The organism is Arthrobacter sp. zg-Y1219, assembly GCF_030125545.1.
In the GTDB taxonomy this organism is placed as follows: domain Bacteria; phylum Actinomycetota; class Actinomycetes; order Actinomycetales; family Micrococcaceae; genus Arthrobacter_B.
Window position 1 is genome coordinate 401,614 of sequence record NZ_JASKLY010000012.1, and the last position, 14,925, is coordinate 416,538.

Consider the following 14,925-nt stretch of genomic DNA (forward strand, 5'->3'; position numbering starts at 1 on the left):
GGATGAGCACCCTGCCTTCCGGCCCCGCCGCGCCCGACGACGGCGCCCGCAGCGAGCACGCAGCCGACGACGGCGCCCGCACGCGTCCGGTGGTCGCCGTCGTCGGGCCCACCGGCTCCGGCAAGTCCGATCTGGGTGTCGCCCTGGCCCTGGAACTCGGCGGTGAAGTGATCAACGCCGACGCCATGCAGTTCTACCGGGGCATGGACATCGGCACCGCGAAAATCAGCGTGGCCGAGCGCCGCGGCGTCCCGCACCACTTGCTGGACATCATGGACGTGACCGAGGAAGCGAGCGTCTCGGCCTTCCAGGCGCAGGCCCGCGCCCTGATTGCTGACATTCGATCCCGCGGCCGCTATCCGATCCTGGTGGGCGGGTCCGGCCTGTACGTCAGGGCCGCCCTGGATGTCCTGGAATTCCCCGGCACCGATCCGCTGCTCCGGGCCGACCTCGAGCGGGAGCTCGCTGCCGACGGCCTGGAAGCACTGCGCCTGCGGCTGCGGGAGGTGGATCCGGTGTCCGCCGACCGGCTCGGCGACGGCCGGCGCGTGGTCCGCGCCCTGGAAGTCCATCGGCTCACCGGACGGCCGTTCAGCTCCTTCATGCCCACCCGAGAGTACTTCCAGCCCGCGGTGCAGGTGGGCTTGAGCGTGGAACGCAGCCTGCTGCACCGGCGGCTGGCCGCCCGCGTGGACAGGATGGTTGAGCAGGGCCTGCTCGCCGAAGTGGAAGCCCTGGCGGCCCGCGGACTGCGGGAAGGCAGGACGGCCGGGCGGGCCCTGGGCTATTCGCAGTTCCTGCAGGTGCTCGACGGCGAATCCACCGTGGAGCAGGCCGCGGAACAGACGGTGGTGGCCACCCGGCAGTTTGCCCGCCGCCAGCTGACCTGGTTCCGGGCCGATCCGCGGATCACCTGGCTGGACTGGGACGACCCCGAACTGACCGCCCGGGCCGCCGCCGCTATCCTTGAACAGTGAACACAGAGCTCTCAGCCCCCTTGTCCGATTCCGGGTTATCCGATTCCGGCCTGCCCGCCTCCCTGGCCGGCCTTCCCTTCGCCAAAGGCCACGGCACCGGCAATGACTTTGTCCTGGTGGCCGACCCCGGCGGGGAGCGCGACCTTGCCGCCGCCGAAGTGGCCGCGCTGTGCGACCGGCACCGCGGCATCGGCGCCGACGGCTTCATCCGGGCGATCCGCTCGGCCCAGCTGCCCGAGGGCCAGGCCCTGCTGCAGAGCGACCTCACGGCTGAATGGTTCATGGATTACCGCAATTCGGACGGCAGCGTGTCGGAGATGTGCGGCAACGGCGTCCGGGTGTTTGTGCATTTCCTGCTCGCCGAAGGCCTTGTCGAGCTGGGCGAGGGGGAGACCCTGACCATCGGTACCCGCGCCGGCACCAAGACCGTCACCCGGGTGGACAGCGGCTACGCCGTTGACATGGGCCCGTGGGAGTTCCTTGACCCCGATTCCGCCGCCGCCAAGGCCATGGATGCCGTGGTCAACGCCGACGGCCTGGAGGTTCCCCGCCCCGGACTGTCCGTGAGCATGGGCAATCCGCACACCGTGGTGGCGCTGGCCGAACTGACCGAACTCGCGGCCACCAGCCTCGCCGCCGCACCGTCGGTGCAGCCGGAACCGGAGCACGGCACCAACGTGGAATTCGTGGTGCCCGCCGATCCGCTGGTCGTGGACGGCGTGGGACTGCTGACCATGCGCGTGCATGAACGCGGCGTGGGGGAGACCCTCTCCTGCGGCACCGGGGCCTGCGCCGCCGCAGTCGCCACCCGGTTCTGGGCCGGCCGGGACGCCCCGAACGAATGGGCGGTCACGGTGCCCGGCGGCGTCGTCGGCGTCCGCTTCCTGACCGCCGAGGACGGCCGCGAACACGTGGAACTCAGCGGGCCGGCAGCCCTCGTGGCGCGCGGCACGCTGCTCTAGCAGGCACCGCTTCATTCCGGGGCGCAGCTAGAACCGCGCCCCGGAATAAAGCGTTCCGGGCCGCGGTTGTAGCGGTCATGGAAGTTACTCCCGGCGGATGGCCGGCATCCGGCCGTCTTAGGGTTTGCGCTGAACCTTGAGGATCCGGAAGGACTTGGCAGTGCTGTGGCGGGAGACGGAATAGCCGGCGCCCAACTGGTCGGCGATCCACTTCTGCAGCGAATCGGCGCCCAGGTTTTTCTGCACCACCAGCCACGCGGTTCCTTCGGGAGCCAGACGTGGAAGCCACAGCAGCAGCAGGGCATGCAGCTCGTCCTTGCCGATGCGGATGGGCGGATTGGACCAGATGGTGTCAAACCTCAGGTCCGGATCGACCTCTTCCGGACGGGATGCAGTGACGTTGGCCAGGCCCAGAGCGGCGGCATTGTCGCGGGTCAGGGCCAGGCAGCGTTCGTTGACGTCCACGGCGAACACCCGCGCCGCGGGGGACTTCAGCGCCATGGTGAGCGCGATAGGACCCCAGCCGCAGCCGATATCCAGCAGGTTGCCGGCGGGGGAAGGATCGGGAACCTCGTCCAGGAGGACCACGGTTCCCTTGTCGATGGCATCGGGACTGAAGATCCCGCCGGAGGTCACGAGCGTACGGTCGAGGCCGCCGAGAGTGACACGGAGCGGCCTGCGGACCTCGGGGCCCGAGGGCTGTGAACTGAAGTAATGGTCTGAACCCATAACAAACCAGATTAGTGGGTCTGCGGCAGGCAGCGAAAACCGGATGCACCGGCGAAAGATCACGCGCCCAAATGTCCGTGCACTGACTTACCATGGAGAACACGGCTTATAAGGAGATTATGACGATCAACAATTCCCGCCCTGGCACGTCCGATTCCGCCCAGCCCAACACGGAGCTGAGCCCGGAGGACATCCAGGGGGTCATTGACAGGATCCTCGCCAAGGAGAGCGCCGCTGAGGCCAAAGCGCCCGCCGGCGAGGCCCGGCGCGGCAGGGCACAGGCTCTGTCCCGGGACGTCGGGCATTCCACGCACGACGGCGACCAGGAAGACCTGGCCGACCGCCACGCACTGCGGCGCGTGGCCGGCCTGTCGACCGAACTCGAGGACGTTACAGAGGTTGAATACCGGCAGCTGCGCCTGGAGCGCGTGGTGCTGGCCGGCCTGTGGAGCGAGGGAACGGCGGAGGACGCCGAAAACTCGCTGCAGGAGTTGGCGGCACTCGCCGAGACGGCGGGTTCCGAGGTGCTCGACGGCATCATCCAGCGTCGGCTGAAGCCGGATCCGGGAACGTTCCTGGGTTCGGGCAAGGCCCAGGAGCTCAAGGACATTGTCGCCGCCACCGGCGCCGACACTGTCATTGTCGACAGCGAACTTGCACCGTCGCAGCGCCGCGGCCTTGAAGACATCGTCAAGGTCAAGGTCATCGACCGCACGGCGCTGATCCTGGACATCTTCGCCCAGCACGCCAAGTCCCGCGAGGGCAAGGCCCAGGTGGAGCTGGCACAGCTCGAATACCTGCTGCCGCGCCTGCGCGGCTGGGGCGAATCCATGTCCCGCCAGGCCGGCGGCCAGGTGGGCAGCGCCAGCGCCGGCATGGGCTCACGCGGTCCCGGTGAAACCAAGATCGAACTGGACCGCCGGAAGATCCGCACCCGGATGGCCAAACTGCGCCGCGAAATTGCGGCCATGAAGCCCGCCCGGGAAACCAAGCGCGCCAACCGGCACCGCAACCAGGTTCCCTCGGTGGCCATCGCCGGCTACACCAACGCCGGCAAGTCCTCGCTGCTCAACCGGCTCACCGATGCCGGAGTCCTGGTGGAGAACGCCCTGTTCGCCACCCTGGACCCGACCATCCGCAAGGCACAAACCGAAGACGGCATCGGGTACACGCTCGCCGACACCGTCGGCTTTGTGCGGTCCCTGCCGACCCAGCTGGTGGAAGCCTTCCGGTCCACCCTGGAGGAAGTCGCGGATGCTGACCTGATCCTCCATGTGGTGGACGCCTCGCATCCGGATCCCGAGGGCCAGATCGCCGCGGTGCGCACGGTGCTGACGGATGTGGACGCCCGCAAGGTGCCCGAGATCATCGTGCTGAACAAGGCCGATGCCGCGGATCCGTTTGTGCTGGAACGGCTCCGGCAAAAGGAGCGGCGCCACGTGGTGGTGTCCGCCCGGACCGGCGAAGGCATCGACGAGCTGATGCAGGCCATCTCCGAGGGCATTCCCCGCCCCGGGGTGGATCTGCAGCTGCTGGTTCCGTACGAGCGCGGCGAGATCGTCTCCCGGCTGCACAGCTCGGACACCGAAATCCTGTCGGTGGAGCACTCCGAAGCAGGCACCCGCCTGCACGTGATGGTCCGCGAGGGCCTGGCCGCTGAACTGGAGCCGTTCGTCACCCATGAGTAAAGACACCACCGGCGAAGTCCTGGAACTGCTGGACACCGCCGTCGCTGGCATGGGCGGACAAAACCGTCCGGGCCAGCATGAAATGGCCCGCCAAGTCACGCACGCGATCGACGAGAAACAGCATCTGCTGGTTCAGGCGGGCACCGGAACCGGCAAGTCGCTGGCCTACCTGGTGCCGCTGATTCATCATGCGCTGGAAAGCACCAAGCCCACGCTGGTCTCCACCGCCACACTGGCGCTGCAGTCCCAGATCGTGGGCCGCGACCTGCCGCGGCTGCTCAAGACGCTCAAGCCCAACCTGCCGCGCGAGGTCGACGTCGCGCTGCTCAAGGGCCGCAGCAACTACGTCTGCCTGCACAAAACCGGCGGGGGATTTCCGGAAGAGGAGGACCCCGCCGGCGCCCTGTTCACCATGGGGGAGGACCGCGCGGTGGGACATCCGGCACCGGCCCCCACCTCGGCGATGGGACGCGAGGTGGTGCGGCTGCGCGAATGGGCCGAGGAAACCGACACCGGCGACCGCGACGACCTGATTCCGGGAGTCAGCGACAAATCCTGGCGCCAGGTCTCGGTGACCTCGATGGAGTGCCTGGGCGCGCAGAAATGCCCCGTGGCCGCCGAATGCTTCAGCGAGCGCGCACGCGCCCAGGCGGCTGTGGCCGACGTCGTCATCACCAACCACGCCATGCTCGCCATCGCGGCCTTCGAAGGGCTGGCCGTGCTGCCGGACTATGACGTGGTGGTCATCGATGAAGCCCACGAGCTGCAGGACCGGGTGACCGGCGCGGTCACCGGACAGTTGTCCGGAACCGTGATCTCCGCAGCGGTGACTGCCGCCCGCAAGCACACCTCCGCTTCCGTGGAGGAACTGGCCCAAGCGTCCCGCGCCTTTGAGAAATCCATGGAGAACGTGCCCTCGGGCCTGCTCGCCGCCGGACTGAACGAGGAGCAGGAGCAGGCAGTGGGCCGAGTCCGGGAAGCCTGCCGGGTGGCGCTCTCCGACTCCAAGCCCGAGCCCGGGGAAACCGCCGACGGCGGACGCCAGACCGCGCGGTCGCGGCTGATGGCCGTGCTGTCGCTCTGTGAGCGGCTGCTGGGTGCTCCCTCGGCCGGTGAGGTGATCTGGGCTTCGCGGCCCAGCTCCTTCTCGCCGTCGGGCGGCTACTCGCCCCCGGATGAGACCGCTCCCGCCACCCTGAACGTGGCCCCGCTGTCGGTCGCCGGCCGGCTGCGTGAAGGGCTGTTCGACGGCCACACCGTGGTCCTGACCTCGGCGACCCTTGCCATCGGATCCGAATTTGGCCCTGTGGCCGGCGCTCTGGGGCTCCTGGGGCCTGGCGCGCCGTCGTGGACGGGGACCGACGTCGGCAGTCCTTTCGACTATCCGCGGCAGGGCGTGCTGTACGTGGCGAAGGACCTGCCCAAGCCCGAGCGGGGCACCTCGGAGGCGCAGCTGGATGAAATCGAGGCGCTTCTGAAGGCCTCGAACGGCGGAGCACTGGGACTGTTCTCCTCGCGCCGGGCGGCCGAGGAGGCCGCCGACGCGATGCGCACCCGGGTGGATTTCCCGATCCTGTGCCAGGGGGAGTCCTCGATGTCCTCGCTCGTCAAGCAGTTCTCCGAGGAACCCGACACCTGCCTGTTTGGCACCATGTCGCTGTGGCAGGGCGTTGACGTGCCGGGCGCCGCCTGCAGGCTGGTGCTGATTGACCGCATACCGTTCCCGCGTCCGGATGACCCGCTGATGACCGCGCGCACCCGCGCAGTGGCCAAGGCCGGCGGCAACGGCTTCATGTCAGTTGCCGCGACCCACGCGGCCGTCCGGCTGGCGCAGGGTGCCGGCCGTCTGATCCGTGCCGCGGGGGACCGCGGTGTGGTGGCCATCCTGGACTCCCGCTTGGCCACGGCCCGCTACGGCAGCTTCCTGAAGGCAGCCCTGCCGCCGTTCTGGTCCACGACTGACCGCTCTGTGGTGCTCTCGGTTCTGGGGCGGCTCGCCGAGCAGTCGGCGGCGGCGGAGAAGGCCCCTGCGCGGAAGTAGCGCCGGCACCACTGAACGGGCGGCACCACCGAACGGAAAGGGCGGTCGGAGATAACTCCAACCGCCCTTTCCGCGTTACTCCACCCGTTATCCGCTCCAGCCCTCGCGGGAGACCACCCGTGGAATCCCGCCGCGGGGACCGCTGCTGTGTGCGGGGCCCGCTAGAGCGAGCGCATCACCGAGACAACCTTGCCCATGATGACTGCATGGTCGCCCACGATGGGCTCATAGCGCGTGTTCTGCGGCAGCAGCCAGGTGTGGCCGTTGCGCTGCCGGAAGGTCTTGACCGTGGCTTCGTCATCCAGCAGGGCGGCAACGATGTCGCCGTTCTCAGCCGTGGGCTGCCGGCGGACAACCACCCAGTCACCGTCGCAAATCGCGGCGTCGACCATGGAGTCGCCCGAGACCCTGAGCATGAACAGGTCTCCGTGACCCACCAGCTGGCGGGGCAGCGGCATGATGTCCTCGACAACCTGTTCAGCGAGGATCGGACCGCCGGCGGCGATGCGGCCCACCAGCGGCACCATGGCCGTGTCAACGGAGGTCGACAGCTCGGTGACCGTGGCCATTCCGGCAGCCGAGCCTGCTTTGTCGCCGGCGCCGTCTTCGCCGGTGCGGGAGCCGGCGGCTGCCGGCGCAGACTCGGCCGGGGAACCGGCTGAGTCCTCGCCCGGAGCGACGGCCTTTCCGTCCCGCAGCATTAGCGGAATCAGGATTTCCATGGCGCGGGGGCGCTTGGGGTCGCGGCGGATGTAGCCGAGCTTCTCCAGCTGCATGAGCTGATGGGTCACGCTGGAAAGGCTTGCCAGCCCCACGGTGTCTCCGATTTCCCGCATGGTGGGCGGGTAACCGTTGGTGCTGACGGAACGCTGGATCATCTCCAGAACGGTCTTCTGCCGCGGAGTCAGACCTTTCGCACGCGCACGGGAGCCGGTTGCCGCTGGCTGGTTGGTGCTGTCTTCGGAAGCAGTCCTGCGGGCCACGTGGGGTTCCCTTCGGGGTCAGCTGGTCCGGTCGGTGCCGGAGCTGGTCGGGTGAATGTCGGGGCTGGAACGCTGTGCAAGCCGTGCCGGCGGTTATGTCAGAGGCAGCTGATTCAGTGGTCCTGTACGAACCGCTGCGGAGCCCGCGCTCCGGCTTCGGTCCGGACGGAACCGGATGAACCTCTTCCTCATGCTCAACGCTAGGCGAGCGGAGCAACGTTTTCAAACATTTGTTCGAGCGAGTCTCGACTTTGTTAGTAGATAGGTGCTAGAAATGAGTTCACAAGAATCGAACATACTTTCGATGATGGCAGCGCGCCGGAGTCCAAAGATGTCAGATAGCTTCCAATCGTTCGAATATGGCTTCGGTTATTTCCTGCGGCCATCGAACCGGAAAGGTGCTGAAATGCCCGCCCAGATACACCTGTCAAACCCCATCTCACGTTTCATCTCCGCCCCGGCCCGACCTCAGCTGACGGCCGCCCGGGCCTCAGCGCCGAGGCCCGTTGCCGGGTCCACCAATCCGGCCGCTGTGCCGGTGCCCGCCGAGCGGCGGCAGCTGCGGCTGACGCGCCGCGGCCGGCTGGTGTTTATCGGCCTTCCCCTGATGCTGACCGCGGCTGCCGCACTCACGGTCCTGGGATTCTTCACGGCTCCCGCCATGGCCTCCTCGGGCGGGGCGCCCGACGTTACGCAGACCGTGCAGGTGAGCGTCGGTGCCGGTGATTCTTTGTGGGCCTTGGCCGAGGAATTTGCTCCCGACCGCGATCCCCGCGATGTGGTCGCGGAGATCATGGAGCTGAACAACCTTTCCGATGACCGGGTTCCGGTCGGCGTGCAGCTGTTCATTCCCACCCAGCGCTGAGGCGCCACGGCGCTGCACAAACACAAACGGTGCAATCGCAAGTTGATGTGCCGGCGGCGCGGCGCAATGACACACGGCGCTATCCCAAGCGGCGCAATCACACACGGCGCCATTACAAACAGCGCAACTCGGGGCGTAACAACCCGCCTGCCCGGCCGGAGGGATTCTTCCCGCCCCGCCTTCGAGTCTTAAGCTGTACAGGTGACTGAACAGCTGGAAAGACTGAACCGACTTCCCCTGCGCGAGGATCTCCGAGGATTGACACCCTACGGTGCGCCGCAGCTGGATGTGCCCATCCTGCTCAATGTCAACGAGAACACCCACGGGTTGCCCGACCAGGTGCGGAAGGCGATCGTAGCTTCCGTTGAGCGGGCGGTGGCCGGACTGAACCGTTATCCGGACCGGGAATTCACTGAACTTCGCGAGCGGCTTGCCGGCTATCTCGGCCACGGACTGAGCCCGGAGAACATCTGGGCCGGCAACGGCTCCAACGAGGTCCTGCAACAGATCCTCCAGGCCTTCGGCGGCCCGGGCCGGACCGCCTTGAGCTTCCCGCCCACGTATTCCATGTATCCGCTGCTGGCCAGCGGCACCGGCACCCGCTATGTCACGGGCGTCCGCAGCGGCGATTTCACGCTGACTCCGGAAGCCGCAGCGGAACAGGTCCGCGAGCAGGCTCCGAACATCGTCTTCCTCTGCACGCCGAACAACCCCACCGGCACTGCGCTGCCGCTCGAGGTGGTGGAAGCCGTGTACGAGGCGGGGGCCGCGTCACAGGCCATAGTGATTGTGGACGAGGCCTACGGGGAGTTCTTCCACGCCGGCACCCCCAGCGCCCTGCAGCTGCTGCCCGGCCGTGAACGGCTGATCGTCTCCCGCACCATGAGCAAGGCGTTCGCGCTGGCCGGAGCCCGGGTCGGCTACATGGCCGCGGCACCCGAAGTCACCGACGCCCTGCGCCTCGTGCGGCTGCCCTACCATCTCTCGGCGATCACGCAGGCCACTGCGAACGCCGCGCTGGAACACGCGGAAGCGCTGCTGGCCAACGTTGAAGCCATCAAGGTCCAGCGGGACCGCATTGTCGCCGAGCTGCTCAGCCTGGGCCTGAAGCCTGCGCCGTCCGACGCCAACTTTGTCTTCTTCGGAGGTGTGGAAAACCCGCACGCGCTGTGGGAGGGGCTGCTGGAGGCGGGCGTGCTGGTGCGCGACGTCGGCATCCCCGGCCATCTGCGCGTCACGGCCGGCACCGAAGCGGAAACCAGCGTTTTCCTGGCCCGGCTGCGCGAGCTCCTGGCAGCCGGCACCCGCTAGGCCACAGGCAGCGGCACGGCGGCGGCACCGGCGCCGGCCGGTCCGCGGCCGGCGGAGACCAAGCCGCAGACACCCACAGACACTAAACTGTTAGCAGAGACCACCTTCTTTCAAAGGAAAACCATGACCGTGGAGACCACCACCGGACGCACCGCACGCCTGGAACGGGTGACCAGTGAATCGTCAGTGGTTGTGGAGCTGGACCTGGACGGAACCGGCCAGTCCAACATCAGCACCTCGGTGCCGTTCTACGACCACATGCTGACGGCCCTGGCCAAGCACTCCCTGATCGACCTCACGGTCCAGGCCACGGGTGACACCCACATCGATGTGCACCACACCGTCGAGGACATTGCCATCAGCATCGGTGAGGCGCTCAAGATCGCTCTGGGCAACAAGGCAGGAATCCGCCGCTTCGGCGAGGCCACCATTCCCCTTGACGAGGCCCTGGCCAACGCCGTCGTCGACATCTCCGGGCGGCCCTATCTGGTGCATTCCGGTGAACCGGCGGGGCAGGAATACCACCTGATCGGCGGACACTTCACCGGGTCGCTGACCCGCCACGTCTTCGAGGCCATCACCCTCCACGCCCAGATCTGCCTGCACATGACGGTGCTCGGCGGCCGGGATCCGCACCACATCGTGGAGGCCCAGTTCAAGGCCTTTGCCCGTGCGCTGCGCGCCGCCGTCGAACCCGACCCCCGCGTTGAGGGCATCCCCTCCACGAAGGGTGCCCTGTGACGGCGCGCAACGTGACGGTCCTCGACTACGGGTCCGGGAACATCCGCTCCGCCGTCCGGGCCCTCGAGCACGTCGGCGCCAACGTCACCCTCAGCTCCAAATCCGATGACGTGCTCAACGCCGACGGGCTCCTGGTCCCCGGTGTCGGCGCCTTCGCGGCCGTCATGCAGGGGCTCAAGGAAGTGGACGCCCTGCGCCTGATCGGCCGCCGGGTTGCCGGCGGACGCCCCGTCATGGGCATCTGCGTCGGACTGCAGGTCCTCTTCGACGAGGGCGTGGAACACGGTGTCAGCACCCCCGGAATGGGGGAGTGGCCCGGCGTCGTCGAGCGCCTCAAGGCTGACGTTGTTCCGCACATGGGCTGGAACACCGTCCAGCCGCCGGAGGGCTCACAGCTGTTCGCCGGCATCGAGGATGAACGCTTCTACTTTGTGCACAGCTACGGTGTGCAGAAATGGGACTTCGATGTCACCCAGCCCGCCATGCGCGCACCCCAGGTCACCTGGGCCGAACATGGCAGCCGCTTTGTCGCCGCGGTGGAAAACGGTCCGCTGACAGCCACCCAGTTCCATCCGGAAAAGTCCGGTGATGCCGGTGCGGCATTGCTGGAAAACTGGCTGAAGACGCTGGGCTAGGGCGATGTGGAGTCTTCTTCTCATGGGTCTGGCCGGGCTGCTGATCGGCGGCGCCATCTCCTTCCGCAGCCAGGGCATGTCCAAAATCATCGTCGTTCTCTTCTGGATCCTTGCGGGCATGTCCCTGCTCGGCGCCTACCTCCTGATCGACAGCGGCTCCTGAGCCGCCCGTTCCTGATCCGCCCTCCGGCACCGCATCCGGACAAACCTCCCCACGGAAAGCAGAACCATGTCACTTGTTGAAACTCCCGTCCTTGAGCTGCTGCCCGCCGTGGACGTCGCAGACGGCCAGGCCGTGCGCCTGGTCCAGGGTGAGGCCGGCAGCGAAACCAGCTACGGCGACCCGCTGGACGCCGCCATGGCCTGGCAGAACGACGGCGCGGCCTGGGTTCACCTCGTGGACCTGGACGCAGCCTTCGGCCGCGGCTCCAACCTCCCGCTGCTCAAGCGCGTGGTGGAACAGCTGGACATCAAGGTGGAGCTCTCCGGCGGCATCCGCGACGACGCCTCCCTGGACATGGCCTTGGAGCTGGGAGCCAGCCGCGTCAACCTGGGCACCGCAGCCCTGGAAAACCCGGAATGGACCGCCAGTGCGATCGCCCGCTACGGCGAGGCCATCGCCGTCGGACTCGACGTGCGGGGCACCACGCTGGCCGCCCGCGGCTGGACCAAGGACGGCGGAGACCTCTGGGAGGTCCTGGCCCGCCTCGAGGACGCCGGCTGCCCGCGGTATGTGGTCACCGACGTCACCAAGGACGGCACGCTGCGCGGGCCCAACCTGGAACTGCTGCGCGAGGTCCTCACGCGCACGGAACGGCCCGTTGTCGCCTCCGGCGGGATCTCGTCCCTGGATGACCTGGCCGCCCTGCGGGAGCTCGTGCCGCTGGGTCTGGAAGGCACGATCGTGGGCAAGGCCCTCTACGCCGGGGCCTTCACGCTGCCGCAGGCGTTCGACATCGCCGGGCATCCGGAGCGCTAGAGCCATGGCTGAGCGCGCCCTTCCCGGCCACATAGCGGCCGCCCTCGCAGGGGCCGGGGGACCCGCCGATTCCGCGGGGCAGTCCTGGTCCGGCCGGGACCTCTCCGGCGAGGGCAACCCGCTGCACAATTTCGACGCCGACGACGGCAGCCCCGACGCCGGATACCTCTCCGCCCTGGCCGCGCTGGAAGCCGGCAGCGGCTCCGAAGCGCAGGTGGTGGCTGCCCTGGCCACCGCCCGCGTGTTCGTGCCCATCGTCGCCACCCTCGGTGCCGAGGCGCAGTCCGAACATGGACTGACCGCTGACAAAGAGGCCGACATGGCCCTGGTGACGCTGACCGCCCCGGACGGACGCAAGGCGCTGCCGGTGTTCACCTCCGTGCCGGCGCTGGCGCAGTGGCATCCGCAGGCGCGGCCGGTTGCGGTGTATGCCGCCCGCGCCGCCCTGTCCGCCGTCTCCGAGGAAGCGCAGCTGCTGGTGGTGGATCCGGGTGCGGACATCACCTTCGTGGTGCGCCGCCCGGCCATGTGGGCGCTGGCGCAGCAGCGGACCTGGACGCCGTCGTACGCCGACCAGGAAGTCGCGCAGGCCGTGTCCGCCGCGGTCGACGTCGAACCCGCAGTGACGGGGGTCCAACTGGCGCCGGGACCGGGAACGGTGACACGGTCGGCGCGCGGGACGGTGGTGGCCGGAGGCGGCGCCGGTCCTGAGCTTAGAATGGTTCTTCACCTGGCACCGGGACTGGATGCGCAGGCGGTGCAGGGCATCGCCGGATTGCTGCAGCAGCGGCTGGCTGCCGATCCGTTATTCGTTGAGCGTGTGGATTCCCTGGAACTCAAAATCACGCGCTGACCTTGCTGGGCGGTGGACCGCCGGAAGTGAAGTGCCGTGAATTTTTCCGCCTACGGGGAGCTGCTCCGCGTTGCCCCGATCCGCCGGCTGCTCCTGGTCGGAATGATCGCCCGTTTTCCGCATTCCGCCGCCGGCGTGCTGCTGACCCTGCACGTGGTCCTGACCATGGACATGGGCTACGCCAAGGCCGGTGCCGTTGCCGCCGTCGTCACCGTGGGCATCGCCTTTGGCGCCCCGTGGCGCGGCCGCCGGGTGGACAATGTCGGCCTGCGCCGCGCCCTGATTCCCTCGGTGATTTCCGAGGCCGTCATATGGTCCATTGCCCCGCACGCCAGCTATGAATGGCTGCTGGTGCTGGCGCTGGTCGGCGGGGTGTTCACGCTTCCGGTCTTTAGCGTGGTCCGGCAGTCGCTGGGCGTACTGGCAACGGGGGACCAGCGGCGGACTGCCTTCGCCCTGGACTCCATTGCCACCGAAGTCGTTTTCATGGGCGGACCGGCGCTGGGCGCCGTCCTGGCCACCTCGGTTTCCTCAGTGGTCGGGCTGACCCTGGTGGGCATCACGACGTCGCTCGCCGGGCTGCTGCTGATCTGGTTCAATCCGCCGACCCGGTCCGATAACCCGCGGACCGCAGCGACCGCCGTCCAGGAGCGCGAGGCGGCCAACGCCGCCGTCGTCGCGGCCGCACCGGCGCACCTGTCCGAAGCCTCGGCGGAACTGCAGCCGCTGGCGGCGCTGAGCCGCGGAGCCCGCCTGCGCGCGGGGTTCTCCTGGTTCACGCTGAGCGTGGCCGTGGTGTTTGCGGTCGCGGTGGGGGTGGGCCTGCTGCTGTCCAGCTCGGACGTCGGCATGGTGGCCCTGGTGGAATCCACCGGCGAACCCGGGCAGGTGGGGATCGTTTTCGCCGCCTGGTGTGCCGCCTCGGTGGTGGGTGGCCTGGTCTACGGAGCCATGCACCGGCGCGCCTCGCCCATGCTGCTGTTGCTGGCGATGGCAGTGCTGACCCTGCCCATGGCCCTGGCCACGGACACCATCAGCCTGGCCCTGCTGTCCATTCCCGCCGGCCTGCTGTGCGCCCCGGTGCTGTCCTCCGCCTCGGAACGGGTGGCCGACCTGGTGTCCGAGGAACGCCGCGGCGAGGCGATGGGCTGGTACGGCTCCGCCCTGACCTCAGGCACTGCGCTCGGCGCCCCGCTGGCCGGTGCGGCGATTGACGTCATCGGTCCGTGGGCCGGATTCATCTTTGCCGGGGGCTCCGCGTCGCTGCTGGTTGCGGGAACGTTCGGCGTGCGGAAGTTCAGCCGGCGCGGACAGCGCCTGCTGCGTCAGGAGTAGCCTGCCGCGGCCGGTTCACAGCCGACAGCCGAAAGCCAACCGACAGCCGGCCGCCAACAGCCAGCCAACCGACAGCCGGCCGCCAACAGCCAGCCGGCCGGACAGTCGGTTACTCCCGGTGGCGTGGATGCCCCGGGGATCCCGGCCGCAAGCGCGGCAGGCGGCGGCGCAGCCGGTGCAGCCAGCCCGGCGGATTAGCCCCGCCGCGCACCGCCGGCCGCTGTGCTGCGGCGTCCTCCGTGCCGGCACCGGGTTGCTTCGTGCCTGCGTTCCCCGGGGCGGTTTCGGGCAGGCCCCGGCGCTGCCGCCAGCCCCGCACCTCGTCCTCGACGTTCCGGATTCCGGTGACCACCGGCGGGCCGCCCAGCAGTTGTCGGCGGGCCTCGATCACCCGGGCATTGAAGTCGTCGACGGCGTCGCGCACCTGGCGCTCGGACGGCAGCCGGTCCAGGCGCGGTTCGAACTCCTTGTCCTCCACCCGGAGCAACAGGGCGGGCGGACCCAATCCCGAGAGGTTCTCCCGTCGGATCAGCCGCTTGATCCACCAGTCCGGATCCGGGTCGGCCAGGTCGGGGATCGGCTTCCCGGCGTAGCTGAGGTTGTCAAAGTCGCCGCGGTTCATCGCGTCCCGGATGAGGTAGTCGGCCTTGGCTTCGGCGCTGATCTTCCGGCGCTTTTCCGCCAGCTCTGCTTCTTCAGCCCCGGCCAGGCCCTCGGGCAGCTTGTAGCCGGCATCCTCCGGTGTCCCCGCGGCCTTGAGCCGGGCCGCCCTCTCCAGCCTCTTCTTGTACGCTTCGGCCCCGCTGCCGCCCATGCGAGTTTGCCC

General features: G+C 68.5%; 15 protein-coding genes. 12 read left to right on the top strand and 3 right to left on the bottom strand.

Annotation, left to right across the window (positions count from 1 at the left end):
• Window positions 1-2 precede the first annotated feature (2 nt).
• Together miaA and dapF are read left to right on the top strand one after the other, a co-directional pair.
• The gene (gene miaA, locus QNO00_RS08890) at window positions 3-977 is read left to right on the top strand and encodes a tRNA (adenosine(37)-N6)-dimethylallyltransferase MiaA (RefSeq protein ID WP_229967648.1); all 975 of its coding nucleotides are present in this window, start codon (window positions 3-5) and stop codon (window positions 975-977) included.
• A gap of 20 nt (window positions 978-997) precedes the next feature.
• The gene (gene dapF / locus QNO00_RS08895) at window positions 998-1,939 is read left to right on the top strand and encodes a diaminopimelate epimerase (RefSeq protein WP_284024338.1); all 942 of its coding nucleotides are present in this window, start codon (window positions 998-1,000) and stop codon (window positions 1,937-1,939) included.
• A gap of 117 nt (window positions 1,940-2,056) precedes the next feature.
• Here dapF and QNO00_RS08900 read toward each other — a convergent pair whose 3' ends face one another.
• Complete coding sequence (locus QNO00_RS08900) at window positions 2,057-2,668, bottom strand: class I SAM-dependent methyltransferase (RefSeq protein WP_229967650.1); 612 nt, start codon at window positions 2,666-2,668, stop codon at window positions 2,057-2,059.
• 119 nt (window positions 2,669-2,787) lie between these two features.
• Here QNO00_RS08900 and hflX point away from each other — a divergent pair, with 119 nt between their 5' ends.
• On the top strand, window positions 2,788-4,356 hold the full coding sequence (gene hflX / locus QNO00_RS08905; RefSeq protein ID WP_229967653.1) for a GTPase HflX: 1,569 nt from the start codon (window positions 2,788-2,790) through the stop codon (window positions 4,354-4,356).
• On the top strand, window positions 4,349-6,397 hold the full coding sequence (locus QNO00_RS08910) for an ATP-dependent DNA helicase (protein ID WP_229967655.1): 2,049 nt from the start codon (window positions 4,349-4,351) through the stop codon (window positions 6,395-6,397). The genes hflX and QNO00_RS08910 overlap by 8 nt, the downstream gene beginning before the upstream one ends.
• 161 nt (window positions 6,398-6,558) lie before the next feature.
• Here the strand turns inward: QNO00_RS08910 and lexA are convergent, their stop codons facing one another.
• Window positions 6,559-7,380: a transcriptional repressor LexA gene (lexA, locus tag QNO00_RS08915; RefSeq protein WP_442860541.1), complete on the bottom strand. Its 822-nt coding sequence runs from the start codon at window positions 7,378-7,380 to the stop codon at window positions 6,559-6,561.
• Window positions 7,381-7,786: 406 nt separating this feature from the next.
• Between lexA and QNO00_RS08920 the strand changes: the two genes are divergently transcribed.
• The 8 genes from QNO00_RS08920 (at window position 7,787) to QNO00_RS08955 (ending at window position 14,099) form a co-directional block, all read left to right on the top strand.
• On the top strand, window positions 7,787-8,245 hold the full coding sequence (locus tag QNO00_RS08920; RefSeq protein ID WP_229967657.1) for a LysM peptidoglycan-binding domain-containing protein: 459 nt from the start codon (window positions 7,787-7,789) through the stop codon (window positions 8,243-8,245).
• Between the two features lie 201 nt (window positions 8,246-8,446).
• Complete coding sequence (locus QNO00_RS08925; RefSeq protein WP_284024289.1) at window positions 8,447-9,556, top strand: histidinol-phosphate transaminase; 1,110 nt, start codon at window positions 8,447-8,449, stop codon at window positions 9,554-9,556.
• A gap of 123 nt (window positions 9,557-9,679) precedes the next feature.
• Window positions 9,680-10,297, top strand: coding sequence for an imidazoleglycerol-phosphate dehydratase HisB (gene hisB / locus QNO00_RS08930; RefSeq protein WP_229967661.1), 618 nt, complete (start codon window positions 9,680-9,682; stop codon window positions 10,295-10,297).
• On the top strand, window positions 10,294-10,932 hold the full coding sequence (gene hisH / locus QNO00_RS08935) for an imidazole glycerol phosphate synthase subunit HisH (RefSeq protein ID WP_229967663.1): 639 nt from the start codon (window positions 10,294-10,296) through the stop codon (window positions 10,930-10,932). Before hisB ends, hisH begins: the two co-directional genes overlap by 4 nt.
• A 4-nt stretch (window positions 10,933-10,936) precedes the next feature.
• A complete protein-coding gene (locus tag QNO00_RS08940) occupies window positions 10,937-11,095 on the top strand; it encodes a CG2302 family histidine operon protein (RefSeq protein ID WP_229967665.1) in 159 nt (52 codons plus the stop codon).
• A 66-nt stretch (window positions 11,096-11,161) separates the two neighbouring features.
• On the top strand, window positions 11,162-11,911 hold the full coding sequence (gene priA, locus QNO00_RS08945; RefSeq protein WP_284024290.1) for a bifunctional 1-(5-phosphoribosyl)-5-((5-phosphoribosylamino)methylideneamino)imidazole-4-carboxamide isomerase/phosphoribosylanthranilate isomerase PriA: 750 nt from the start codon (window positions 11,162-11,164) through the stop codon (window positions 11,909-11,911).
• Between the two features lie 4 nt (window positions 11,912-11,915).
• Entirely contained in the window at window positions 11,916-12,764 is an 849-nt protein-coding gene (locus QNO00_RS08950) for an SseB family protein (protein WP_284024291.1), read from the top strand.
• A gap of 36 nt (window positions 12,765-12,800) precedes the next feature.
• Window positions 12,801-14,099, top strand: coding sequence for an MFS transporter (locus QNO00_RS08955; protein ID WP_284024292.1), 1,299 nt, complete (start codon window positions 12,801-12,803; stop codon window positions 14,097-14,099).
• Between the two features lie 109 nt (window positions 14,100-14,208).
• Here QNO00_RS08955 and QNO00_RS08960 read toward each other — a convergent pair whose 3' ends face one another.
• Window positions 14,209-14,913, bottom strand: coding sequence for a DnaJ family domain-containing protein (locus QNO00_RS08960; RefSeq protein ID WP_284024293.1), 705 nt, complete (start codon window positions 14,911-14,913; stop codon window positions 14,209-14,211).
• Between the last annotated feature and the right edge of the window lie 12 nt (window positions 14,914-14,925).